Annotated in this window: 20 protein-coding genes; 11 read left to right on the top strand and 9 right to left on the bottom strand. The window is 41.9% G+C overall.

The window, feature by feature from the left end; genetic code table 11:
* Positions 1 to 310 precede the first annotated feature (310 nt).
* From ACLCDV_RS20470 to ACLCDV_RS20460, 3 genes are read right to left on the bottom strand one after another with little or no spacing between them, the layout of a single operon-like run.
* Positions 311 to 472: a FeoB-associated Cys-rich membrane protein gene (locus ACLCDV_RS20470; protein WP_317664405.1), complete on the bottom strand. Its 162-nt coding sequence runs from the start codon at positions 470 to 472 to the stop codon at positions 311 to 313.
* A gap of 6 nt (positions 473 to 478) precedes the next feature.
* Positions 479 to 2,581, bottom strand: a complete 2,103-nt coding sequence (gene feoB / locus ACLCDV_RS20465; RefSeq protein WP_317664407.1) for a ferrous iron transport protein B — start codon at positions 2,579 to 2,581, stop codon at positions 479 to 481.
* On the bottom strand, positions 2,581 to 2,820 hold the full coding sequence (locus ACLCDV_RS20460; protein ID WP_317664409.1) for a FeoA family protein: 240 nt from the start codon (positions 2,818 to 2,820) through the stop codon (positions 2,581 to 2,583). The genes feoB and ACLCDV_RS20460 overlap by 1 nt, the downstream gene beginning before the upstream one ends.
* Before the next feature lie 128 nt (positions 2,821 to 2,948).
* On the opposite strand from ACLCDV_RS20460, the gene ACLCDV_RS20455 reads away from it, so the two are divergent.
* Positions 2,949 to 3,398 carry a MarR family winged helix-turn-helix transcriptional regulator gene (locus ACLCDV_RS20455; RefSeq protein ID WP_317664412.1) on the top strand — a complete coding sequence of 150 codons (450 nt, stop codon included), beginning with the start codon at positions 2,949 to 2,951 and terminating at the stop codon, positions 3,396 to 3,398.
* 5 nt (positions 3,399 to 3,403) lie between these two features.
* On the opposite strand, the gene ACLCDV_RS20450 is transcribed toward ACLCDV_RS20455, so the two are convergent.
* Positions 3,404 to 4,213, bottom strand: a complete 810-nt coding sequence (locus tag ACLCDV_RS20450) for a ZIP family metal transporter (protein WP_317664414.1) — start codon at positions 4,211 to 4,213, stop codon at positions 3,404 to 3,406.
* Positions 4,213 to 4,794 carry a phosphatase PAP2 family protein gene (locus tag ACLCDV_RS20445; RefSeq protein WP_333574364.1) on the bottom strand — a complete coding sequence of 194 codons (582 nt, stop codon included), beginning with the start codon at positions 4,792 to 4,794 and terminating at the stop codon, positions 4,213 to 4,215. Before ACLCDV_RS20445 ends, ACLCDV_RS20450 begins: the two co-directional genes overlap by 1 nt.
* Before the next feature lie 200 nt (positions 4,795 to 4,994).
* Here ACLCDV_RS20445 and glmM point away from each other — a divergent pair, with 200 nt between their 5' ends.
* Together glmM and ACLCDV_RS20435 are read left to right on the top strand one after the other, a co-directional pair.
* Positions 4,995 to 6,377, top strand: coding sequence for a phosphoglucosamine mutase (gene glmM / locus ACLCDV_RS20440; protein ID WP_411972124.1), 1,383 nt, complete (start codon positions 4,995 to 4,997; stop codon positions 6,375 to 6,377).
* A gap of 88 nt (positions 6,378 to 6,465) precedes the next feature.
* The gene (locus ACLCDV_RS20435) at positions 6,466 to 8,541 is read left to right on the top strand and encodes a Na+/H+ antiporter (protein WP_411972123.1); all 2,076 of its coding nucleotides are present in this window, start codon (positions 6,466 to 6,468) and stop codon (positions 8,539 to 8,541) included.
* Between the two features lie 146 nt (positions 8,542 to 8,687).
* Here the strand turns inward: ACLCDV_RS20435 and ACLCDV_RS20430 are convergent, their stop codons facing one another.
* The 4 genes from ACLCDV_RS20430 to ACLCDV_RS20415 all read right to left on the bottom strand — a co-directional run bounded on the left by ACLCDV_RS20430 (position 8,688) and on the right by ACLCDV_RS20415 (position 11,806).
* Positions 8,688 to 9,710, bottom strand: a complete 1,023-nt coding sequence (locus tag ACLCDV_RS20430) for a WD40/YVTN/BNR-like repeat-containing protein (protein ID WP_411972122.1) — start codon at positions 9,708 to 9,710, stop codon at positions 8,688 to 8,690.
* Between the two features lie 13 nt (positions 9,711 to 9,723).
* Complete coding sequence (locus ACLCDV_RS20425; RefSeq protein ID WP_411972121.1) at positions 9,724 to 10,197, bottom strand: hypothetical protein; 474 nt, start codon at positions 10,195 to 10,197, stop codon at positions 9,724 to 9,726.
* A 1-nt stretch (position 10,198) separates the two neighbouring features.
* On the bottom strand, positions 10,199 to 10,687 hold the full coding sequence (locus ACLCDV_RS20420; RefSeq protein ID WP_411972120.1) for a hypothetical protein: 489 nt from the start codon (positions 10,685 to 10,687) through the stop codon (positions 10,199 to 10,201).
* A gap of 96 nt (positions 10,688 to 10,783) precedes the next feature.
* A complete protein-coding gene (locus ACLCDV_RS20415; RefSeq protein WP_411972119.1) occupies positions 10,784 to 11,806 on the bottom strand; it encodes a LacI family DNA-binding transcriptional regulator in 1,023 nt (340 codons plus the stop codon).
* Positions 11,807 to 11,926: 120 nt separating this feature from the next.
* Between ACLCDV_RS20415 and ACLCDV_RS20410 the strand changes: the two genes are divergently transcribed.
* The 8 genes from ACLCDV_RS20410 to dctA all read left to right on the top strand — a co-directional run bounded on the left by ACLCDV_RS20410 (position 11,927) and on the right by dctA (position 24,638).
* Positions 11,927 to 13,411 (top strand): xylulokinase, encoded by a 1,485-nt coding sequence (locus tag ACLCDV_RS20410; protein ID WP_411972118.1) that lies wholly within the window; start codon positions 11,927 to 11,929, stop codon positions 13,409 to 13,411.
* A 1-nt stretch (position 13,412) separates the two neighbouring features.
* Positions 13,413 to 14,741, top strand: a complete 1,329-nt coding sequence (gene xylA, locus ACLCDV_RS20405) for a xylose isomerase (RefSeq protein ID WP_411972117.1) — start codon at positions 13,413 to 13,415, stop codon at positions 14,739 to 14,741.
* A 51-nt stretch (positions 14,742 to 14,792) separates the two neighbouring features.
* Positions 14,793 to 16,469 carry a sodium/sugar symporter gene (locus ACLCDV_RS20400; protein ID WP_411972116.1) on the top strand — a complete coding sequence of 559 codons (1,677 nt, stop codon included), beginning with the start codon at positions 14,793 to 14,795 and terminating at the stop codon, positions 16,467 to 16,469.
* Positions 16,470 to 16,605: 136 nt separating this feature from the next.
* Positions 16,606 to 18,561 carry a gamma-glutamyltransferase family protein gene (locus ACLCDV_RS20395; protein WP_411972115.1) on the top strand — a complete coding sequence of 652 codons (1,956 nt, stop codon included), beginning with the start codon at positions 16,606 to 16,608 and terminating at the stop codon, positions 18,559 to 18,561.
* Positions 18,562 to 18,648: 87 nt separating this feature from the next.
* Positions 18,649 to 19,251 carry a 2'-5' RNA ligase family protein gene (locus ACLCDV_RS20390; protein ID WP_411972114.1) on the top strand — a complete coding sequence of 201 codons (603 nt, stop codon included), beginning with the start codon at positions 18,649 to 18,651 and terminating at the stop codon, positions 19,249 to 19,251.
* 84 nt (positions 19,252 to 19,335) lie between these two features.
* Complete coding sequence (locus tag ACLCDV_RS20385; protein ID WP_411972113.1) at positions 19,336 to 21,213, top strand: Nramp family divalent metal transporter; 1,878 nt, start codon at positions 19,336 to 19,338, stop codon at positions 21,211 to 21,213.
* 120 nt (positions 21,214 to 21,333) lie between these two features.
* Complete coding sequence (locus tag ACLCDV_RS20380; protein ID WP_333574374.1) at positions 21,334 to 23,244, top strand: amidophosphoribosyltransferase; 1,911 nt, start codon at positions 21,334 to 21,336, stop codon at positions 23,242 to 23,244.
* Between the two features lie 131 nt (positions 23,245 to 23,375).
* Positions 23,376 to 24,638, top strand: a complete 1,263-nt coding sequence (dctA, locus tag ACLCDV_RS20375) for a C4-dicarboxylate transporter DctA (protein WP_317664438.1) — start codon at positions 23,376 to 23,378, stop codon at positions 24,636 to 24,638.
* The last annotated feature ends 80 nt before the right edge of the window (positions 24,639 to 24,718 follow it).

Raw genomic sequence — 24,718 nt, 5'->3', positions numbered from 1 at the left:
GTACCAGAATCAAATTGGTCAAAATTGCTGCCGCTGTATGATGTGCCGACGAATATCGTGGCTCCCAGTGCATCTTTTGCCCTAAGCGCATAAAGTTAACAAAACACTCAGGTATTTGTGCACATTCTGTTGTGCTTTTAATGTATTTCGTTGTTTTTTTATAAACAATGGCGGTAACCATGTTTGGCTAAAAAATAGAAAGCGCCGTAATTTAGAAATACGGCGCTTTATGAACTAGTAGCTAGTGTGATTTTTGGCCACTCTAGCTAATAACGAAATCTTATTTGCAAATGCTACTCAAAAAGATAAATTAATTTGTTTTTTGTGTTTTTTCTATGCTGCAGTCGCATCCACAGCCTTTTGAGCAGCTCGACTTGCCCTTTAATGATTTTCGGACATTTTTAACGACATACCATACAGCCGCCAAAACGAGAATTCCTACGATGAGATATTGTACTGTTAAATTATCCATAGCTTTTTATTTTAAAAGTTGATAAGCAATTAAGGCACTGAAATAGGCCAAACCTGTCATAAAACCAAGCTGTATTAAAGTCCATTTCCACGAACCTGTTTCCCTTTTTACTGCCGCAATTGTACTCATACATTGCATAGCAAAAGCATAGAACAGTAATAAGGATACACCGGAAGCTAAATTGTAAGCCGGTAAACCGGTATTCCGGTTAATTTCGCTTTTCATTTTGCCTAATACCGTTGTTTTAGATGCTTCATCTTCGATATCCACTTCGTCACCAAGGCTATACACGGTGGCCATTGTGCCAACAAATACTTCACGGGCAGCAAAAGAGGAAATAAGACCTATACCCATCTTCCAGTCATAACCCAATGGTTCAACAACAGGTTCAATAGCCATGCCAAGATAACCAAGGAAGGAGTGCTCCAGCCGATAAGATGAAACTTCATGCTCCAAATCTGCTTCGGACAGGTTGGGGTTATTTTTTGTTACATACTCTTCTGCTTGGCTAAATTTGTCGTTTGGACCAAAACTGCCTAATGCCCAGAGTATAACGGAAATGGCTAAAATAATTTTACCTGCGCCGAAGACAAAGCTTGATGCTTTTTCCCAAACATTTAAGGCTACATTTTTCCAATCCGGAGTCTTATAGGTGGGGAGTTCAAAGATGAGAAATGATTTGTGTTTTGATTTGATGACTTTGGTCAGGATAATCGCGGATAGCAAAGCTGCGAATATGCCAAGCAGGTACATCACAAACAATACAATACCTTGTATTTGAAAGCCTCCTAATTTCGTGTCCGGTATCACCAGTCCGATCAGAACGATATAAATAGGGAGACGTGCCGAGCAGGTCATAAAAGGCGTTACCAGAATAGTGACCAGTCTTTCTTTGCTATTTTCGATGTTACGTGCAGACATGACCGCAGGAACAGCACAGGCTACGCCCGAAATCAATGGAATCACTGATTTTCCATTCAGACCAAAGGGACGAAGCCAGCGGTCCATCAGGAAAACAACACGGCTCATATAGCCCGTTTCTTCCATGATCGAGATAAAGATGTATAAAATAACAATCTGTGGAATGAAGATTACAATCCCGCCAATACCTTTGATAATACCATTGCTGAGTAAATCGGTCAGAGGTCCTGCAGGAAGTGCTGTTTGTGTATAGGCTGCAAGATCACCAAATAAACCATCGATAAAATCCATGGCTGGTCCAGACCAGGTATAAATTGCCTGGAAGATTAAAAAGAGGATGCCAAAGAAGATGACATAACCAAAGATTGGGTGAAGCAGGATGCTATCGATCGTATTGGTTTTGTTTTTATTCGAGGATTCATCCTTTACGTAGATTTCAGCAAGGCTGCTATCTAAGGATTTACTACGCAGTATGGCTTCGTCTTTTTGCAGCTTTTCGGCCCGCAATTGATATTTTTCACGGATTTGCTGAATAGCCTGATTTTTTTCCTTCGATAAAAAAGATACTTCGCCTTTGGCCAGGTATTGCCAGGTATGGTATTCCGTATCTAATGGGAAAAGACGTTTAGTTTCCTCTAATGCTGCATCAGCTTCCGTTGGTAAACTGAATTTGCTGATATACATGGGCGGAACAGCATCAAAGTTTTTGATCAGCTGATCGATACCTTGCCCCGTACGCGCATTGGTTTCGTATACTTTTGTATTTAATAGGTGCTCAAGTTTCTGAACATCGATTGTAATTCCTTTTTCTTTGGCTTCATCAATCATATTGATGACAAAGATGGCCGGCAGACCGAGTTCCCGGGCTTGTTGATAAAGAATAATAGACCGTTTTAGGTTCGTTGGTTCGGCGACGACAACGACGAGGTTTGGTCTGAAACTACTTTCTTTATTGACTAAAGTATTGAAAACAACTTCTTCGTCCAATGAACTTGGGAACAGGGTATATGTGCCCGGTAAGTCAATAATACGATAAACTTTGTTGTTGGCTTTAACTTGCCCCTCACGTTTTTCGACCGTAATACCGGGATAATTTCCTACTTTCTGATTTAATTTTGTAATCCGGTTAAATAGAGATGTTTTACCCACATTTGGATTACCCAAAAGTGCAATAATCGGGTTATTCATTATTTCTGATCAATAAGGATGACTTTAGCTTCTGATTTGCGGATAGCAATTAAGGCGTTATTAGCACTAATATTTAGACATATAGGACCGTCCAAAGGTGCGATATGTTTCACTTCTACTTCAGTACCGGGAGTAAACCCCAATTCGAAAAATTTAGCTGGAATTTCGTGTGAATCAAAATCGATAATTACCGCCTTTTCCCCTTTTTTTAGCTTATCTAAGCTAGTTCTATTACGCATCTACCTGTTTTTTTGAATTCTTCAAATATACAGAATTTCTACCATTTAGAATGATTCTAATGTCATAGTTATGTATTTAGTAAAAAACAGCTATCTTTACTGTTAAGAACGATTAATTATCAACCAGAATGAAGATTGAGGACGAAATCAAAGTAAATAAGTTCAGCAATGAATGGCATCGTTGTACGGTAAATATTCTATATACGTACAATTGGATTAACAATGAGCTAGAACAGCGTGCTGCCAAAGAAGGAATCACTTTGAAACAGTTTAATGTCTTGCGCATATTGAGGGGCCAATATCCGAAGCCTGCAACCAATAATCTGATTAAATCAAGAATGTTGAGCTCTACCCCAGACATCTCACGTATGATTGACCGTATGGTTTCCAAAGAATTGGTTTCACGTTGTCAATCGGGTGGGGATAAAAGGGCAGTGGATTTGGTTATCACTGAGAAGGGCCTCGAGATTCTTAAGAGTTTAGATGAGGATATGCTGATGAAGGATCTTTTACCTAATCGAATTAGCGAAGAAGAAGCTGTTACCCTAAACACACTGTTGGATAAACTTCGCGGCTAAAGAAATTAATGCGCATGGTCATGATGTTCATGATCATGCGGTTGTTGATCCTGGTCGTGCCCATGATCATGTTCTCCGACAAATAGGAAACTTCCGAGTGCAATAGCAACACCTGCTATCACAGCAATCATTTTCTTTTTATTGAATTTATGATGGTCAATTGAGCCCGATTCAAAAAGTATCGTCGTTGATATGTGCAAGAAAATACCAATAACCACAGCCATGATTTTATCAAAATATTGCTGGATATTTCCTACTTCACCTGCGCTGATGGCTTTACTCAGCAAAAAACCAAATGGAGTCATTGCCGCAAATAAAGCTAGTGTAATAAGGATGGTGTTTTTCTTTAAATGTGTACTCAATAAAATACTTCCCAATGCAAATGCCGCCGGAATGTGGTGGATGGATATGCCTAGTGCAAGTTCAGTCTGATGTGTTGCTGCAAGTGGCATGCCCTCAAGAAACGCATGAAGACATAGACTGAACATAATACCGATTGGAAAACGATGATTGTGGTGGTCGTGATCATTATCGGTATGGATATGGCCATGCTCGATCCCTTGGGAGAACTGTTCAAGAAAGAGCTGGAAAAGAAATCCAGCAAGCACATAAATACCCAATACCTCAGGTGAAGTATTGTTGGACTGATAGACATGCGGAATGAGGTGCAGTACCGTAATAGAGAATAAATAGGCTCCACTGAAAGAAAGGATGAGTTTAAGGAAACTGGTTCCTTTCTTTTGTACAAAAAATACAGCAATTCCACTTGCAAATGCAGGTATGAATAAAATTAAAATCAATAAAATTGAATTCATTATACGCGTTCAGTTTTAAAAAAGCTAGGCACAAACCGTTTGAATAAGTAGCCTGTTGCCAATCCAACCAGGATACCTAAGGCTGAGCCACAGAGGACATCAAACGGGTAATGGACACCAACATAAATTTGAGAGACCGAAATTAGGGTTGCCCAGGTAATACAAAGCCAAAGCGCATGTTTCCATCTTCTCCGGAAAAGTACAATCCAGAAAAAAGCAAGTGAAAAATGATTGGCCGCATGAGAGGAGGTAAAGCTAAAGCCAGAGCCACATCGCACCCGGATGTTGACATTTTCTTTAAACTCCACGTCGTTACATGGTCTGATCCTTTTTACAGTCTTTTTGATCAAATGAGATGATATACCATCGGAAATTCCGAAGGTAACCAAGGTCATGGCAACAATTAGAATTCCTGTTTTTCCATAGGTCTTTATGAAAAATATGATCAGAAATAAATACAAGGGGGCCCAAGTGTATGGATTGCGTAATATAGGCAATAACCAATCAAATACGGGGTTACTCAAGCCCTGATTAATGGCCAGAAAAATCTCTTGATCGATGTGTACTAATTGTTGAATCATAAATGTTGTTGATGACAATGAAATTCCCAAACTTTAAAAACTCACTTTTCAAAAGTAAAAATAATTTCATTGCAAACGGTTGTTTCTTTTAAAAACAACTTTGTTGCAACAAATATACGTTAAATATTCATTAATTATAATTTTAATTCGATATTTTATTGCCATTGTGCTAAATTTACACGTTAATCAATTCAAAAGAAATGACTTTAATTAAATCAATATCAGGAATACGAGGTACGATAGGCGGGCGTGCTGGAGAGGCACTTACCCCGATAGATATCGTTAAGTTTACGGCTGCTTATGGCAAAATAATTGTTAAGCAGAGTGGTATCAAAAAAATTGTTGTTGGAAGAGATGCGCGTGTTTCTGGTGAGATGGTAAGTAATTTGGTGATTGGAACCCTGCAAAGCATCGGTGTTGATGTGGTTGATTTAGGTCTTTCAACAACGCCGACGGTAGAGATTGCTGTACCTATGGAAAAAGCTGCTGGTGGTATTATTTTGACTGCTTCACACAATCCAGGTCAATGGAATGCGCTAAAGTTACTGAATGCAAAGGGCGAATTTATTTCAGATGCCGAAGGGCAAGAGGTATTGGCCCTTGGAGAATCCTTAGACTTTGATTTTTCCGAAGTTGAAGCATTAGGACAGGTTCATAAAGACTATTCCTATTTACAGAAACATGTAGACGCTGTATTGGCGTTGGAATATGTTGATAAGGAAGCGATTAAAGCCGCTAATTTTAAAGTTGCTTTGGATGCCGTAAACAGTACAGGTGGTACATTTATACCTGCCTTATTGGATGCGCTTGGTGTGCAGACAATCTATAAAATCCATTGTGAGCCGAATGGTCAGTTTCCGCATAATCCCGAACCATTAAAAGAGAATTTGACAGATCTATCGGCTGCAGTTATTGAAAACAAAGCTGATTTAGGGATTGCTGTAGATCCAGATGTAGATCGATTGGTCTTTATGATGGAGGATGGTGAGTTGTTTGGTGAAGAATATACCTTAGTGGCCGTAGCAGATTACTTATTGCAGCATAAAAAAGGAAATACAGTTTCTAATTTATCTTCTACACGCGCACTGCGTGATGTAACTAAAGCACATGGTGGCGAATATTATGCCGCTGCTGTTGGTGAAGTCAACGTTGTTACAAAGATGAAGGAAGTCGATGCGGTAATTGGCGGAGAAGGAAATGGCGGTGTTATCTATCCTGCATCTCACTATGGCCGTGATGCGCTGGTAGGGGTGGCCATCTTCTTGACACATCTGGCTAAACTTGGTAAAAAAGCCTCCGAATACCGTGCCTCTTTACCGCAGTACTTTATGTCAAAAAACAAGATTACACTGACTCCGGAATTGGATATTGACAACCTATTGGCCAAAATGGAGGAAAAATATAAAAATGAAGACCATTCAACAATCGATGGATTGAAAATAGACTTTGAAAGTGAATGGGTTCATTTACGTAAATCGAATACCGAACCGATTATTCGGATTTACTCGGAGGGACCTACGCCTGAAGCTGCTGAGCAGATCGCGCAGAAGATTATCCGCGAAATTGAAGAAATAATTAAATAAAGACAAAAAGCTGCATATGCAGCTTTTTGTTTTAAGACTGATCTCATCGTAAGAGGATTGTCTTAGCTATTACGAAGTTTTATAATGTATGATTAGAAAGATCATTTTAGGTACGTATTGTTTTCTTAGTTTAATTTTATTTGTCTTTCCGACAAGTGCCCAGCAGCCTATGGACGAAATCAATGGGCTACTGGATCGTTGGCACAAAACTTCGGGTGAGGTAAAATATGGCCCATTTTTGAATGTTATTGCTTCGGATGGAGTTATTTTGGGTACTGATCATGATGAAAGGTGGGATAAAGCTCATGCGGAGAAGTTCAGCGATCAATATTTCAATCCAAAAAATGCCTGGACTTACACCTATGACAAGCGGCATATCAGTTTTAATGGCGATAGCACGACGGCCTGGTTTGATGAAACGTTTAAGATCAATACCAAGTCCTTTCGTGGCGTGGGCGTATTAACTAAGCTGGACAATGAATGGAAGCTTCGTCAATACAGCATTTCCATGTCGGCACCATATGCGGATGTGAAAGCGGCCGTAGGTGGAAAGGCAGGTCAGAAAATTCACAGTAACCTGTTATTGGTGATGGTGCTGTTTTTCTTTATGGCCATGTTATTTGTGCTGAGTCAACGCCTCAAGATCTCTTACCCCATTCTGTTGGTTATTGGCGGACTTGTGATCTCGTTGATTCCCGGGGCACCTGTCATAAGTGTTGATCCCGATATCGTGTTTATGGTATTTTTGCCACCCTTGCTTTTTGAAGCGGCCTGGTATACCAATTGGGGGAATTTTCTGAAGTGGCGACGGTCTATTTTTATCATGGGCTTTGGTTTAGTCTTCTTCACATCGCTGGCGATTGCCTACTTTTCGGTCAGTATTATTCCGGGGTTTACCTTGGCGCTGGGTTTTTTACTGGGTGGGATTATCTCTCCCCCAGATGCCGTGGCTGCTAGTTCTGTCCTGAAAGGGGTAAGTATTCCTAAGCGTGGAATTGCGATATTGGAAGGGGAAAGCCTGGTGAATGATGCGGCCTCATTGACAGTATTTAGATTTGCATCTATTGCGATTCTTACCGGCCAGTTTGTGATGAGCACTGCGACGACGCAGTTTCTGATGTTATCGGTCATGGGTGTTGTCGTTGGTCTGGTCATCGGTCACATCCTCTATATATTCTTACGTTATGTAGCTAAGTCGTCGAGCATTTCAACACCCATAACCCTCATTGCACCTTACCTGATGTATATTGTTGCGGAGCATTTTGAGTGGTCGGGGGTCTTGGCCGTGGTTAGTGGCGGATTGTTTCTTTCCTTCCGGGCAGGGGATTACCTTAACTATCATACGCGTATCCAAACGAAAGAGGTTTGGGCGACAGTGGGTTTTCTCTTAAATGGATTTGTCTTTATTTTAATTGGACTTGAACTTCCGGTAATCATCAATGGTTTGGGGGAATACTCCATGGAGGAAGCTATTGATTATGCATTGGCGATTTGCGTAATTGTTATTGTTTTGCGATTAATCGCCGTTTATCTTTCGGCTTTTGTTCCCAGGATATTGTTCAAACGGGTCCGCATCAAGGAAAAGAGTCCAGGATGGAAATTGCCCCTGGTCGTTGGCTGGGCCGGTATGCGCGGAGTGGTTTCTTTGGCATCAGCATTAGCAATACCATTGACGTTATATGATGGAACGGCCTTCCCACACCGAAATCTGATTTTGTTTATTACCTTTGTGGTGATTTTAGTGACGCTTGTTTTTCAGGGGCTTACATTGCCTTTGTTGATTAAATTGATAAAAATTGAAGAGGTCGATGAGCAAGCTTCGATGGAAGAACAGATCGATGAGATTCGGGTACGTCTTGGCAAAGAATCTATTGCGTATCTGGATAAACATTACGCAAAGGAAATGCTGGAGCATGAGACAATTGCCCGTGTTAAAGAGCAGATCATCCGGAGCGTAAATGCATCCGAACGAGCAAAAGAGGAGGATACCCGTGCGCAGCTTTCTGCAGTAAGGGGGCTCTATAATAAAATTATGTTGGAACTTTTGGCGCTACGTCGTGACGGTCTTTACAAGATCAAAGAAAGTAAGGCTTTTGACAGTGATGTTATTAAAGAGATCGAGTATTCCCTGGATCTGGAAGAATCGCGTTTGTCGCGCAAATAGTTGTTTATAAACGAGTAAACCTCGTTTTTTTTTGCACGGCGAAACCTAGTGTCGGCATTGAAAGAAATGTGCTTAGTCGAGCAAAAAATAGTGCGCTAGTGTTGTAAGTAATCGTGCGCGGAGGTGCAAAAAATAGCGAATTTAGCTTATAATGCTAAATTCGCTATTTTTCCTTTATCGCCCGCTAAAAATATTGCTCGACCTTTTTTTGCCTTTTGGACGGCATTAAAACTTTCCTTTCCGATAGCGGTCCAGTTTTTCCCGCCGTCATTCGACAGATCTGTACCCGAGGTACCTGTGCTGATTAGCTGTTTTTTGGAAAGATATATCACGGCCGACTTAAAGCCAGCGGGAGCTGTTTCTGGTGCAAGCCATGTTTTACCGCCATCGTTGGTTAGTAGGCTATTTTTTTCTTTGTTTTTATCCTCTTTGTAATCGCCACCGACTACAATGCCAGTTTTCGACGAGTAAAAAGCAATGGAAAAAGGGCCGGTGCTATTTTTCCCCTGAATGATGGGGCAGCTGTAACGTTCCCATGTGTCCCCCTGATCTTTGCTGCTGTAGATATTGGCCGCTGTTCCACCAGTGGCAATCCAGTATGTCCCTTTATTATCGCAATAGATGGATGTTCCACTGGCCGCAAAACCTGCCTCTCCTTCCGTAATTGTAAAGTGCATATTTGCGGATATATCTTTCCAGGACTTTCCGAAATCTATGCTTTTTAATAGGGGCATTTTCCCATGAATGGCGTCGCCAAAGGCAATGCCGACCCCTTTTGGTGTGAAAGCAAAACCGTCATAAAATATTTCGGGTCGTTTGTCTGTGAATACTTCTTTCCAGCTTCGACCGCCGTCATGAGTACTTAAGATGATCGCAGGGGAACCTGCCGAAATAATTAAGGCTTCATTCTCATCAAATGCTTCGATATCCCTAAAATCTGTTTTTTCGTAGCCAATTGGATTGACCCACTGCCAGTTTTTTCCGGCATCGGTGCTGAGCCCGACGGTACCGTTGCTTCCGCTTACCCATACCGTTGTATCATCGACCACGCTTAGGCCTCTGTAGCTGCTGTTTCGCTCTTGATTTACAAGGTTAATGGTCGCTTGTTGAGCGTTCAGATGGCCCAGGAACAAGATGTGGGTAATAAAAATCAGAAATAAAGGTTTCATGTGGTTATACTTTTTATTTAAACAAATCTACTCGTCTTTTTGAAACTTTTCCTTGTTTTTTTAAGATTGTTTTGCGGAGCTGAAGAAATCCAACCGTCATTTTCCTCGGTGATTTAAAATAAGGAATGCTCAATACGACCAACAGCGCAATGCAGGCGGAAGTGCCGAGGGCTCCGCCATAACCAGTAAAAAATTTACTGGTATTGAGCAGAATTGTCGTGAAAATAACGCCAGCTAGAGCCAAACCGAAATAGGTTGATAGCTGGTTTTTTGAGACCATGCCTATAAATGACGCGCCTATAAAAATAGGGGGGATGTACTGTGTGAGATAAGGAGAAACACTTTGTGGGAAGAAGTGAAGGAAACCTGCGACAACTAAGGTCAGCATTGCGGACGAGCGCACTGCCCCTTGGTGAAACTTGGTGTTGACATAGTATGTCGCTGTGCTCCCGATGATGCCAACTAGGTATAAAATGAATGTTTCCATATTACTTAAAAATATATAACAGCAGGTAAGTCAGTGAAACCCCAAGAAAGGCCAATGTGCCTAGTTTACCGCCGACACCATTTAATAAATTCTTCGATACAATCAGAAAGATCGCTGTAAAGATACTGGCTGCTAAAATAAAAGAGAATCCATGAGCCACCTGCGCATTGGACATTCCTACAAATGCACCGCAATAAATTGCTGCAGGGAGGTGGGGCAGATAAGTTGAATTTTTGTTGATATTGGGAATGAAAGAAGCTATGGTACCTGTCAGCGCAGCGCCCAATACAGGGCCCAAGCCGAAGATCTGATTGAAATAGTAGGATGCAATCGCTCCTACAGGTACCCAAACGGCAATTTTGATCGATTCATATTCATGCCTGTGATGATGAATGGGCGACCTAAGATAACTGTATAAGATCAGTAAGGACAATAGGCCAATAAAAGCCAATACAATATAAGAATGTGTATTTTCTACAAAGATGGCCACTAAAAAAAGGGCCTGAATGACAAATAATAAGCAGATGCTTATTATCCTAAATTTCTGCCGGGCTTGCATTTAAACAAATTTAGGCAAAGGTACTGATTATTTGTCTATTCTATTGGTAGATTGTCTTTTTATCAATATGGGATCAAGAACAATCTGTTCGATCGCTTCGTACGGACTTTTTTGTTTAACCATTTTCAGAAAGAGTTTTGCACATTCTTCCCCCATTTTGTTGGCCTGTTGATCAATACTTGATAGTGTAGGGCTGATAAAGGAAGAAAAGGTCTGGTTTGCAAAACCGATCACTCCTGTCGCTGGAATGGCAATATTTGCAGTTTTTAATGCCTGTATAATTCCCACGGCTGTAAAGTCATCACCACCAATAAAGGCGTCCGGTTGGATTACAGATTTTAGAATCTGTTCGGTTCCTTTGATGCCGGCTTCAATGGATAAGTCGCCACGAATGATAAAGTCTTCCTGCGGCGAAATCTGCGCATCTTTTAAGGCCGCTTCGAAACCATGGAAACGATCCTGGAAAATAGCGATTTCTTTGTCCGTTGTGATAAAGGCAATGTTTTTGTAACCCTGTTCGAGCAGGTGCTGTGTTGCAAGGTAGCCTGCTTTAAAATCGTCAAGTTTGACCACAGGAGCAGGAATATCTTTATGGGTACGGTCAAAAATAACCAGGCATTTGCGCTGGTTGATCACTTCCTGAAAATGCTGGGTTTCCTGCGTCTCCAGCGACAACGAAGCAATGATGCCGTCTACCTGAGCTTCAAGTAAAGTCTTCACGCCATTGACTTCATCTTCAAAAGATTCATTCGATTGATAAAGCAATAGGCTGTAGTTGTGTTTTTTTAACTCTTTTTCAATGCTATGCACGGCTTCTGCAAAAAAATGAATTTGCATGGTAGGAACAATGACACCGATGGTATTGGACTTGCCCGAGGAAAGAGAAGAGGCCAACTTATTGACGCTGTAATTCAATTCCTTTGCTTTGTCTAACACCAGTTTTCGTGTCGCCTCACTGATCGTAGGCACATTATTCAGTGCGCGCGATACGGTAGAGACTGTCACTCCAAGCGCACGGGCTATATCATAAATTGTCGTTTTTTTATTCACGCTCCAAAGTAAATAATTTTATTTAATATTTTGATAATTCAGAAACATACCCTACTTTTATGCAACCGGTTGCAGTATAAGGCCGATGTTGTTTTTTATAACCAATTAGAATTGATTACCATGTATTTATTAGGTATAGACGTAGGTACTTCTTCCGTAAAAGTTTCGATTGTTGAGGCATCTTCACAACGTAAGGTTTGCTCAGTGCAATATCCGGACGTAGAAGCTCCCATCATTACGTTGGAGCCCAATTGGGCTGAACAGAACCCGCTCGATTGGTGGGACTACTTTAAACAGGCTCTGTTGAAGGCAAACAGGTTGGGCCTGTATGACCCCAAAGCAATTTCGGCCATTGGTATTGCCTACCAGATGCACGGTTTAGTCGTGGTCGATAAAGATCAGCATGTGTTGCGAAATGCCATTATCTGGTGCGACAGCAGGGCAGTTGAATTGGGAAATATCGCTTTTGAAGAAATCGGAAGGTCTTTCAATCTGAGTCATCATCTGAATTCGCCGGGTAATTTTACAGCGTCAAAGTTGGCCTGGGTAAAAGCAAACGAGCCGGAAATTTATGAAAAAATAGATAAGATCATGTTGCCGGGGGATTTCATCGCCATGAAACTTTCGGGGCAGGTGACGACTTCCATCTCGGCCCTATCTGAGGGGATATTCTGGGATTTCAAGGACAATGTATTGTCGCGTACGATTATGGACTATTATGGCTTTGATGATCATCTTATTCCTGAGATCTTACCTGTGTTTTCAACGCATGGCCAAATTAAAGCCGCTGTTGCTGAAGAACTTGGTCTGTCCGGTGCCGTGACCATCAATTATAAAGCCGGCGACCAGCCCAACAATGCACTTTCGCTGAATGTCCTTCAGCCTGGCGAAGTTGCTGCGACGGCTGGCACTTCAGGGGTGATCTATGGCGTCAGTGACAAACTGATCGCCGACCGCGAATCGCGCGTAAATACATTTGCCCATGTGAATTATCAGGAGAATGATATCCGGACAGGTGTACTGCTCTGTATCAATGGAACAGGCATTATGAATAGCTGGGGGAGACGTTTGTTGGGCCACGATCTGTCTTATGAGCAGATTAATGCGATGGCTGGCGCATCTCCTATCGGTAGCAAAGGATTGCAGGTTATCCCATTTGGCAACGGTGCCGAACGGATGCTCAACAACCAGACCGTTGGGGCTTCAATTTCAGCGATAGATTTGAATAGGCATGAGACAAGCGATATGCTGCGTGCTATACAGGAGGGTATTGCATTTGCTTTTCGCTATGGTTTGGATATCATGCGCGAAAATAATCTGCATCCAAATATGATTCGTGCAGGTTATGCGAATTTATTCTTGAGCTCCGTTTTCAGGGAGTCATTTGTGGGGGCCACTGACGTTCCTGTAGAAATCTTTAATCATGATGGCAGTATTGGTGCCGCTCTTGGAGCAGGTATAGGAAATGGGTATTATGCCGATTTTACAGAAGCTTTTCGTTCTTTGAAACCGGTTTATACAGTGGAACCTCAATTTGTAGCGCAATATGAGGAGCACTATCAGCAATGGAAGGAATTATTAAACAAACAAATAAATAACAAATAAGATGAATATTATCAAAGGGAAAAAGGAATTTTTCAAAGGCGTTGGCCAAATTCAATTCGAAGGAAAAGACAGCACAAATCCATTGGCTTTCCGTTATTATAATCCAAAACAAATTGTTGGTGGCAAGACCATGGAAGAGTATTTTAAATTTGCCTGTTCATACTGGCATTCTTTCAACGGTAACGGATCTGATCCATTTGGCGGACCGACACATCAATTTCCATGGGATGAAAGCAACGACGTAATCACGAGGGCAAAAGATAAAATGGATGCAGCATTCGAATTTATCAGTAAAATAAACATACCCTATTATTGCTTTCATGATGTAGACTTGGTTGATTATTCGGATAATGTGGTTGAAAATGAAAAACGTCTGTCAACTATCGTTGATTATGCGAAGGAAAAACAACAGGAAAGCGGTATAAAATTGCTTTGGGGAACAGCCAACCTTTTTAGCCATAAACGCTACATGAATGGAGCTGCAACTAACCCTGATTTTTATGTTCTTGCACATGGTGGCGCACAGGTCAAGGCTGCCTTGGACGCAACGATTGCTCTCGGTGGTGAAAATTATGTGTTCTGGGGTGGAAGAGAGGGGTATATGAGCCTTTTAAATACCAATATGAAGCGTGAGCAGGAACATCTTGCACAGTTTTTACATATGGCCAAGGATTATGCCCGCAAAAATGGTTTTAAAGGAACTTTCTTTATCGAGCCGAAACCATGTGAGCCTACAAAACATCAATACGATTATGATGCGGCTACCGTGCTGGGCTTCCTGCGTCAGTATAATCTTTTGGAAGATTTTAAATTAAATTTAGAGGTAAACCATGCGACATTGGCCGGACATACGTTCCAGCATGAGCTACAGGTTGCTGTAGATGCAGGTAAATTGGGCTCCATTGATGCTAACCGCGGTGATTATCAAAATGGATGGGATACGGATCAATTTCCGAATGATATCAATGAATTGACCGAAGCCATGTTGATTATTTTAGAAGGTGGTGGATTCCAAGGTGGAGGTGTGAATTTTGATGCCAAAATACGCCGCAACTCGACAGATCCTGAAGATTTGTTTTATGCACATATCGGTGGTATGGATCTTTTCGCACGCGCGCTTATTACTGCAGATCGTATCCTGCAGGACTCGGATTACAAAAAAATACGGGCCGACCGCTATGCTTCTTTTGATACAGGCCATGGCGCATCATTTGAAGAACGGACACTGACCCTGGAGAACTTAAGGGATTTAGCTGTGGAATTAGGAGAACCAAAAACGATTAGCGGTAAGCAGGAGTATTTAGAAAATTTGGTCAATAGATATATATAGTTCTAAAAATATTTCTATATTAGGCGATCAAATTAAACCAATTACCAATACATGAATAATTATTTAAGCACAAAAGATTACATCGTTTTCCTGATATACTTTGTTATTGTGGCAGGTTACGGATTATGGGTGTATTATCGCAAGAAATCTGAATCTGTAGGTTCCAAAGACTATTTTTTGGCTGAGGGGTCATTGACGTGGTGGGCTATCGGAGCTTCACTTATTGCATCCAATATTTCGGCCGAGCAATTTATCGGTATGAGCGGTTCCGGATTTAAGATGGGATTGGCTATCGCGACTTACGAGTGGATGGCTGCCATTACACTGATTGTTGTTGCGGTATTTTTTATCCCGGTATACTTAAAGAACAAGATCTTTACGATGCCACAGTTTCTCCATAAACGATATAATGGAACTGTTGCGATGATCATGGCCGTTTTCTGGTTGCTGTTGTATGTTGTCGTCAATTTGACATCCATCCTCTATTTGGGAGCTATTGCGGTAAGTAGTATTTCCGGTATCAGTCTGGAGGCCTGTATGTATGCCATAGCGATTTTTGCTGTGATCATTACCTTAGGTGGTATGAAAGTAATCGGCTATACGGATATTATTCAGGTTTTCTTTTTGGTATTGGGTGGTTTGGCGACCACTTACCTAGCCTTGAATCTCGTTTCAGAACACTATGGTGGATCAGGAATATTGGAAGGCTATCACTTGATGACCGAAAAAGCTTCCGACCACTTTCATATGATTCTGGATCGTAAAAATGAGAACTATCTCGATTTACCGGGGCTAACCGTATTGATTGGCGGTATGTGGATCGTTAATTTGAATTACTGGGGATGTAATCAATACATCACGCAACGCGCGCTTGGAGCAGATTTGAAAACCGCAAGAAACGGTATCTTGTTTGCTGCATTTCTGAAGTTATTAATGCCTATCATTGTCGTGTTGCCGGGTATTGCAGCCTATGTCATGTGGAAAGATGGCTTGTTCCAAAATGAAATGATGCAACATGGTGAGGTGAACCCTGACCACGCTTATCCAGTTTTGTTGAATTTATTGCCAGCAGGTTTAAAAGGCTTATCGTTTGCAGCATTGACAGCTGCAGTGGTCGCTTCTTTGGCAGGTAAAGCAAACAGTATTGCAACAATCTTCTCCTTGGATATTTATAAAAAAGTATTCAATACAGAAGCATCGGATAAGAAATTGGTCAATATCGGCAAGCTAACTGTTGTGGTTGCCATGATCTTGGGTGTGCTGATTGCGCCACATTTGGGTATCGATAAAAAAGGTGGATTCCAATATATTCAGGAATATACGGGGTTTGTATCTCCTGGTATTTTTGCGATGTTCATTTTAGGATTCTTCTGGAAGAAAGCAACTTCAAATGCAGCTTTGTTTGCAACAATTGGTGGTTTTATTTTCTCCATCATCTTCAAGAAATTGCCGGATTGGGTCGATTTGTCATTCTTGTCATCGACAGGTTTCTCCGTTCCAAATCCAACAACAGGAATCTACGAAATTCCATTTTTGGATAGAATGGGATTTGTATTCGTGATCTGTATTATCGGTATGATTCTCATCAGTATCATCGACAATAAGCGTGGTGTTGTGCCAGCTGGATTGGAAGTTGATACCACGATGTTTAAACCACACCGGGCGTTTTTGGTCATTGCATTGATCGTAGCGCTATTGGTTACAGCATTATATTCAATTTATTGGTAATTCAATAGCAAATAAGATTTTAAAAACTCCCATCAACCTCGGTTGATGGGAGTTTTTTGTTTGTTTTAAAAATACCTATCTTGGTTTTACTAAAACCTTTGCTTAACGAAAGATTACTTAACGAAAGATTGCTGCTATGAAGAGAAGATCCCCCTTGCTGCTGACGACGCTGTTTGGATTGCTTATTACCGGTATACCAATGCTGAGCTCTGCTCAGCGCACACAGAAACCACCCTTACATGGAAAACATTGGATGGCTATTACGGGCAAACCCTTGGCGGCAACAGCCGGTGCCCAGCTATTCCAACAAGGCGGAAATGCGGTGGACGCTGCTTGTGCAATGCTCGCAGCAACCTGTACGATGTGGGATGTACTGAGTTGGGGCGGAGAGACGCAAGCGTTAATTTATCATCCGAAACTAAAGAAGGTCATTGCGATAAATGCCTTGGGGGTAGCACCCAGTGGAGCGACAGTCGATTTTTTTAGATCAAAGGCCTACGAATTTCCACCAGAATATGGCCCTCTTGCTGCTGTCACACCGGGTACACCCGGCGGATTGTGCTATATGTTGGCGCATTATGGAACGAAAAGTCTAGCAGAAGTATTAGCTCCTGCTCTTGAAATGGCTGCAGGGTACCCAATTGATGCGCAAACTGCAACGAGTATTGAACGTGGCAAAGAGCGCATTAAAGAATGGCCGTACAGTAAAAAGGTATTTTTAGTACATGAAGGTAAATCCTGGGAAGCTCCAGAGGCGGGAGAGGTTTTCGTGCAGCAGGATCTGCATAGGACCCTGTCCAAATTGGTAGAAGCCGAAAAGCAGGCTCTTGCTGCGGGAAAAGACCGGAAAGCTGCAATCATGGCTGCTTATGACCGGTTTTATACCGGCGATATTGCAGATGAATTTGTCCGTGGCAGTAAGGAGCAGGGTGGCTTAATAACGAAAGCAGACTTAGCCAATTGGAAACCCATTGAGGAGGAACCATTGCATGTCAATTATAAGGGCGTTGACGTATATAAATTACAAGAATGGACACAGGGACCAGCCATGCTACAGAGTTTGCAGTTGCTGAAAAACTTCGATCTAAAGGCAATGGGTTATAATTCTGCTTCTTATATTCATACACTCTATCAGGTTATGAACTTGGCCTTTGCTGATCGGGATTTTTATTACGGTGATCCTTACGGTAAACCTAAGACACCTATTCAAGGTCTTTTACATGAGTCCTATGCCAAGTCGAGGGCCGCAACCATTGATCTTACGCAAAATAACCCGAATGTACTTCCGGGAGACCCTTATCCCTACGAAGGTAAGCAGAATCCGTATCTTTCGTTACTGGAGCAGCGTAAGAAGGAGTTTACGCCACATACGGAGCTGAAAAATGATTTTGTTCCTAAACATGACGCACGCACAAGTTCGTCGCTAACGGAATTGCCAAAAACAGCTCTTTTGGCATCTTTAACCGTGGATAGTGCTTATGTCGACCGTTTATTGCGGGGAACAACAAGCGTTGAAGCTGCGGATGAAGAAGGTTGGGTTGTTTCGATCACACCGAGTGGTGGTTGGCTCCCTGCCTGTATTGCCGGAAATACCGGGGTGGGCATGAGTCAGCGCTTACAGAGTTTTGTCTTAGATTCATTGATTAACCCGTTCAATGTGGTCGAGCCGGGTAAAAGACCGCGTGTAACGCTTACGCCTTCGATGGCTTTGAAAAACGGAAAACCTTACCTTTCTTTTGCCGTGCAGGGCGGAGATACACAGGATCAAAACCTATTGCAGTTTTTCTTGAATATGGTCGAGTTTGGTATGACGCCACAACAAGCCAGCGAGGCGGCCAATATCAACAGTAACCAGCTTTGGCTATCGCTGGGGGGAGCGAAGACCGACGATCGAAAGCCGCGCTCAGGTAGCCTTTTATTGGATAAAAATACAGCACCAGCAATTATTGAACAATTAAAGAAAATGGGGTATAGCATACAGCTCGGTGATCGTACCAGCGGCCCTATAAATGCTATTTATTTCGACCAGCAGCACCATACGCTTTGGGGCGGCAGCAGCAACAACGGGGAGGACTATGGCATCGGGTGGTAGCGTCTCATTGGCTTGCTGTTCGGTTTTGGTTTTGTTATCTCCGTGGTATTTGTTATCTTACCTACTGATCGGAAACTGATTTTTGTTATGGAGGGTAGTGTCAATAAATATTCGTTTGTTTTTCAGCCTGATGAAGCTGGTATTGTCTTGGTAGATGGCTTGAAGCGGCGACTACGTGCATCGTTAGCCGAGCTGTTTCCGGACAAAAACAAAGGCTGGTACCCCAGTTGCAATTCCAAAGCCCATGTAACGATATGTGCTTTTGAAGCGGACGGGAGCAAACTGACAATGGCTATTGAGGCTTTGCAGGAGACTTTGGTCTATGAGCGGAGTCAGTATGTTTATTTCGATCATTTTTCATCATTTGCCGGTGGTGCTTTCTATATTGCACCGACAGTACATGCCCGCAGTTATCTCAAGGATCGGGCGCGGAAGGTTGTTCAAACTTTATCGGAATTTGATTTGATCGAGATTAGCGACGAACCCCATATTTCGATTGGACGATGTCTGGAGCCAGAACAGCTTGAAATTGCAAAAGAACAGTTGCGGTCTGTCGACCTGAGCTTTATGTGCAAGGGCGTTCATGTGCGGCAGTTTAAACCTGATTTAGGTCAATATGAGATCATCGATTTCATCCAATTTGGCAACCAATCGAAGGAAAATTCTGGCCAGCTGGCATTTAAATTCTAATAATATCGCGGTTTAATTGCCTAATAATGTAAAGCTTTTTATCTTTAAGGCTGACAATAGACGATATTGCACTTACAGTATTTTATGCATTACGACGAATCTCATCATAAATCCCTATCTGATATCCATGAAAGTGTAGATGTCAATCAAGGTAAATCCAAATTTAAGAAGATACTTAGTTTCTTTGGTCCAGCTTATCTCATTAGTGTGGGGTATATGGATCCAGGTAACTGGGCTACCGATCTTGCTGGAGGAAGCCAATTTGGCTATACCCTGATTTGGGTGCTGTTGATGAGTAATATCATGGCGCTAGTACTACAGAATCTATGTGCCCGTTTAGGTATTGTACGCGGTAAAGACCTTGCGCAGTGTAACAGGGAGACCTATCCTAAACGGATGAATTTTGTGCTCTATGTGCTTGCTGAAATTGCGATTGCGGCCTGTGACCTGGCGGAGGTTTTGGGGATGGCAATCGGTCTTAACCTCCTTTTCGGCATTGATCTGCTCTGGGGAGTAATGATCAGTTTTGCAGATACCTTCTTATTGCTCTATCTTCAGAAGCTGGGGATGCGGAAAATGGAACTTTTTATCATTGGACTGATCGCGCTTATCGGCATGTGTTTCATGGTAGAAATGTTTTTGGCTAAACCGGATTTTGCGGAGGTGGCCACTGGATTTATACCCAGTATCCCGAATAGTGCCGCACTATATATTGCTATAGGCATTATAGGTGCAACCGTCATGCCACATAATCTATATTTGCACTCGGCTCTTGTGCAGACGCGGAAGATTGACCGGAATGAGGTTTCGATCCGAAAATCGCTCAAGTATAACTTCTGGGATAGTGCCATTGCTTTGAACCTAGCCTTTTTGGTAAATGCCGCGATATTGATTCTTGCAGCCTCTGTTTTTCACAAAAACGGTATTCATGACGTTGCCGAACTTGAAGATGCTTATCACCTATTGGGTAATCTTCTTGGAACAGAATGGGCCTCAAAATTATTTGCTGTTGCCTTGATTCTTGCCGGACAGAGCTCAACGGTGACGGGAACCCTAGCCGGCCAGATCGTGATGGAGGGATACCTTCGATTGCGGATTAGTCCGACACTGCGAAGGATTATAACCCGACTTTTGGCGATTATCCCGGCTGTATTGGTGATACTTATTTCGGGTGAAGGTCGCGTTGGACAGCTGCTGATCTTTAGTCAGGTGATCTTGAGTATGCAGCTCGCTTTTGCCGTCATTCCGTTGATCCATTTTGTGAGCGATAAAGTCAAGATGGGTTCTTTTGCCATTAAACCGCTAACAAAAATTGCGGCCTGGCTGATAGCGGCCATTATCGCTGTTCTGAATTTTAAATTGGTCTACGACGAAGTGGTCGGCTGGATTGGTGAAGTCGATAATATTGTGGTAACGGTATTATTGGTGACGGGCGCTGTGGGTTTGTTTGCCTTATTGATGATGACCGTATTATACCCCATTTTACTCAAATCGAAACCAACGGAGCTGGAGGTTCACCCACCATTTGAGGCATTGCATTTTGAACATAAGGGCTCTTTTAAGAAAGTTGTGATTGCGTTGGATTTCTCAAATTCAGATCAGAAAGTAATCCAATATGCTTTACAGCTGTCGCATGACGACACGACCTTTGTCGTTGTCCATATCGTCGAGAGTGCATCGGTGAAATATACAGGGGATTCGACAGATGATTACGAATCGCGTCAGGATTTGGAACGACTGAAATTGTATGCTGATTTTCTATTGTCGCAAGGACATCAAACTGAATATGAACTGGGATACAATAACCGGATCAAGAGTATTGCCGAAGTATGTGAAAAATACGGCGCCGATCTACTGGTTGTTGGAAGCCATGGGCACAGTGGTGTGAAGGATTTTGTTTTCGGTGAGACAGTTAACAAGCTGCGACATGCGGTGAAAGTCCCTGTTTTTATCGCCCAATAGGCCTTAAGGAGCTATTCAAAAGAGCCTCTGTCTATTCACTGTAATTTTATTGCTGAAAAAGTGAGCGGGGCGATCGCTAAGTGCTAAATAATTCTTATTTTTGCGACATCAAATCAAGATATGAGCGACGCTATTAAACACGAGTGCGGAATCGCACTAATTCGCCTGTTAAAACCCTTATCTTATTATCAGGAAAAATATGGTACGCCATTTTATGGCATCAACAAATTGTACCTATTAATGGAAAAACAGCATAACCGTGGACAAGACGGGGCTGGAATTGCAACCATTAAATTTGATGTAAAACCTGGAAATCGTTACATTTCGCGTTACAGAGCAATGGGCTCAACTGCTGTGGCAGACATATTCGAATATGTACAGAAAAAATTTGCTTCTGTTCAGAAAGCATTTCCGGAGGAGTCAAAAGATACGCAATGGTTAAAAGATAACGTAAGTTTTACGGGAGAAGTACTTTTAGGACATTTGCGCTATGGAACGCATGGAAAGAACAGTATCGAAAGCTGTCACCCATTTTTAAGACAAAACAATTGGATGTCTCGTAATTTGGTGGTAGCGGGTAACTTCAACATGACCAATGTGGACGAATTGTTGCAACAGTTATATGAGTTGGGACAACATCCAAAGGAAAAAGCGGACACCGTAACCGTTTTGGAAAAAATTGGCCATTTCTTAGATGATGAGAACCAAGATCTTTTCGATCAATTCAAAAAAGAAGGTCATTCTAATATTGAGATCAGTTCGCTGATTGCTAAAAATATTGATGTTACCAAAATATTGAAGCGTTCGGCCAAAACTTGGGATGGCGGTTATACCATCGCAGGTATCTTTGGTCATGGTGATGCTTTTGTTATGCGTGACCCAGCTGGTATCCGTCCGGCGTTTTATTATCAGGATGAGGAGATCCTGGTTGTAGCATCGGAAAGACCGGTCATCCAAACTGCATTCAATATTCCTATTGGTGCTGTGAAGGAAATTAAACCAGGCCATGCCCTGATCGCTAAAAAAGATGGTACAGTATCCCAAGAGATGTTTAGACAACCCGTAGAACAACGTTCTTGTTCTTTCGAGCGTATTTACTTCTCACGTGGATCAGATGCTGATATCTATCAAGAACGTAAAGAATTGGGTAGATTACTGGTGCCTCAGGTATTGGAATCTGTCAAAAATAATATCAAAAATACCGTATTCTCGTTTATTCCAAATACAGCTGAAGTATCATACTATGGCTTAATGGATGGTATCAATACCTATGTTCGGGATTTTCAAAAAGATACTTTATTGAATCGCTCAGAAAAAATTTCTGATGAAGAATTGGATGAGATCTTGAGTATTAAACCTCGTTTTGAAAAACTTAACGTGAAGGACGCTAAACTGCGCACGTTCATTACGCAGGATGCGGATCGTACAGATATGGTACAGCACGTATACGATACAACGTACGGTATTGTAAAGGATCACGAAGATACGATCGTTGCCATTGATGACTCGATTGTTCGGGGAACAACATTGAAACAAAGTATTTTAACGATCCTAGATCGTTTGAATCCGAAAAAAATCGTGATCGTTTCATCTGCGCCTCAGATCCGTTATCCAGATTGTTATGGTATCGATATGTCACGTATGGGTGAGTTTGTCGCTTTCGAAGCCGCTATTAATCTCCTAAAACAACGTGGTATGGCACATATTATCGATGAAGTTTATCAAAAATGTGTGGTATCAATGACCCAAGATGTCAATGATATCGATAATTATGTCAAAGCCATTTACGCGCCTTTTACTGATGAAGAGATTTCGGAAGAAATCGCTCGTATTGTAAGACCTCACCACCTGAAAGCAGAGCTTGAAGTAGTTTATCAAACTTTGGATAATTTACACAAAGCTTGTCCAGACCATAAAGGTGATTGGTATTTCTCCGGCGATTACCCAACACCTGGTGGAAACAAGGTTGTCAATAAAGCTTATATGAACTGGATTGAAGGAAAGAATGTAAGAGCATATTTCAGTAGCTAAGTTCAAAATTATCATAGGAAGGGATGCAAAAATGCATCCCTTTTTTTTTATATTCGTACCGATTAATTTCAATATCCTAAACCAAAAACCGATTAAAGCAAAGGGAATTGCTGTCCGTAAATAAATCTATCATGAAGCACATTTTTAAGAGCCTCTATTTTCAAGTCATCGTGGGTATACTTGTAGGGATTATCTGTGGTATCTATTACCCAGACTTTGCTGTTAAGCTAAAACCACTAGGAGATGCTTTTATTAAACTGATCAAGATGGTTATTGCGCCATTGATTTTTAGCTCCATTGTGATCGGTATAGCGGGAATGCAGGATACGAAAAAAGTGGGGAAAATCGGTTTAACCTCCATTATCTATTTCGAGATCATGACAACGATTGCCCTGATTATCGGTTTGGTCTTTGTTAATTGGATACAACCGGGGACCGGAATGAACGCCGATCCCGCTAGTCTTGATGTATCTTCGGTATCCCATTATATTTCAGAATCCAAAGAGCCACATGGTTTTATGGATTTTATCATCGGGATTATTCCAGGTAATGTGATTGCTGCGGTGGCGTCGGACAACATGTTGCAGGTACTCGTTTTTGCAGTGCTATTTGGGATCGGTATGACAAAAATAGGACAGAAAGCATCTGAGCCTGTGCTCCATGTATTGCAATCTTTTCTGAAGGTTCTCTTCTCCATTATCAAAATGATCATGTATCTGGCTCCAATCGGGGCAATGGGAGCAATGGGTTTTACGATCGGTAAGTTTGGAATCCAGGCCTTATCTAAACTCGGTATGCTGATGTTGAGCTTCTACCTGACCTGTATTATCTTCGTGATCATTGTGATTGGGGCGGTATTGTATTTTTATCTCAAGGTGAACGTTTTTAAGTTTTTAAAATATATCAAAGAAGAGATTTTAATCGTTTTGGGGACCTCCTCTTCTGAGTCGGCTTTGCCGGGCATTATGCAGAAGATGGAAGATGCGGGCTGTGCCAAGCCTGTTGTGGGCTTAGTTATCCCCACGGGTTATTCTTTCAATCTCGATGGGACAAGTATCTATCTGACTATGGCGGCGGTCTTTATTTCGCAGGCCCTCAATATGCATCTCAGCCTGGAGCAGGAAATTACCTTATTGCTGGTATTGCTATTGACCTCCAAAGGGGCTGCGGGCGTAACAGGAAGTGGTTTCGTTACCCTTGCCGCGACTTTGCCTGTAGTTGGCCATGTACCGGTAGAATCTGTCGCTTTGATCTTTGGTGTGGATCGTTTTATGAGTGAAGCAAGAGCGATAACCAATTTGATCGGAAATTCAGCGGCAACGCTGGTGATTTCAAAATATGAAGATAGTCTGGACGAGGAGCTCCTACATGAAAAGTTAGGTTCTAAACGATGATTTCTGCAATCAAAGCTATGATAAAAGAAGCTTGGCTCCAACAAAGAATTGTTTGGAAATCAGCTCAAACTGTTCAAGAA

The organism is Sphingobacterium sp. Lzh-3 (assembly GCF_046764375.1).
Lineage (GTDB): Bacteria > Bacteroidota > Bacteroidia > Sphingobacteriales > Sphingobacteriaceae > Sphingobacterium.
The sequence above is the reverse complement of the archived record's forward strand: the minus strand, read 5'-3'. Positions and strand labels throughout refer to the sequence as shown.